General features: G+C 48.1%; 1 protein-coding gene. It reads left to right on the forward strand.

The window, feature by feature from the left end:
• On the forward strand, positions 1–1,250 hold a 1,250-nt coding region (locus R7Q38_RS23830), incomplete at both ends, for a FlgK family flagellar hook-associated protein (protein ID WP_411913406.1).

Below are 1,250 nucleotides of genomic sequence, written 5' to 3' on the forward strand. Positions count from 1 at the left end.
CACATAACGATTTGATGGATCAGCATGAAAAGCTGATTACTGAGCTGTCCGAATACACTAAGGTCACCGTGACCCCACGTAAAAACGCTGAAGGTTTCAACGTGCACATCGGCAATGGTCATACCCTAGTGTCGGGCACAGAGGCAAGCCAATTAAAAATGATTGATGGCTACCCAGACGTGCACCAACGACGTCTAGCGATGGTCGAAGGCGATGGCATCAAAGCGATTAAGGCCGACGACATGGACGGCAAAATCGGCGCGCTACTCGACATGCGTGATAAACACATTCCGCAGCTGCTGGATGAAATGGGGCGCTTAGCTACCGGATTCTCTTACAAGGTCAACCAACTGCAATCGCAAGGTTTGGATCTCAACGGCAAAATCGGTAAAGACGTTTTCACCGATGTGAATTCTGAGCTGGTGGCTAAATCACGAGTGTTTACCGCACCAAACTCGAAAGCGGACGTTGCCGTTTATGTCGATGATATTTCGGCGTTGAAAGGTGGCGAATATGCGCTGCGCTTCGATGGTGATCGCTACAGCGTGACAACACCGAAAGGCGAGCAAGTTCAGATAGATATAGACCAGTCGGATTCTACCTTCGTATTGGATGGCATGAGAGTGCAAATCGGCGAAGGCCTTGCCGCTGGCGAACGAGTGCTGCTGCGTCCTACTCGCAGTGGTGCTGCCATCATCAAGATGGAAACCAATGACGCTAAATCCATTGCCGCACAAAGTTATGAAGCGTCTACGACGTTTGCTCAAGGCAGTGCGAAATTCAATATTCGTGAAGCGGGTGATGTAAAAGAGTTTGAAGTAACGGTTCAGCCACCCGATGAAAAGCACGACAAAGCGTGGCTAAAGATTACCGATAACAAAGGTAACTTATTGTCCGATAAATACTCTTATCCGTTAGACAAAGATGATCCGCTGATTGAAATCTCAGTGCCGAAAAGTCATCCGCTATACAAAAATGGCGATGCAACCATCTTTGAACTGACAGAAGGCGCACTGCTGAACGACAAATTTACGGCCAACTTGGTGCCGTCAGAAGGTGGTAACGGCAACTTGAGAAAGATGCAGCAGTTACAAACCAACAAAATGATGGATGGTAAATCGAGCACCTTGATTGACGTTTACCACAATCTTAATACTGAAGTGGGTTTGAAATCGGCAACGGCTAACCGCTTAGCATCGGTTGCGCGTTTAGAGCATGAAGCCGCTCAAGAACGTGTAGCATCGATTGCG

It is taken from the genome of Vibrio sp. Vb0598 (assembly GCF_033338935.1).
Lineage (GTDB): Bacteria > Pseudomonadota > Gammaproteobacteria > Enterobacterales > Vibrionaceae > Vibrio > Vibrio alginolyticus.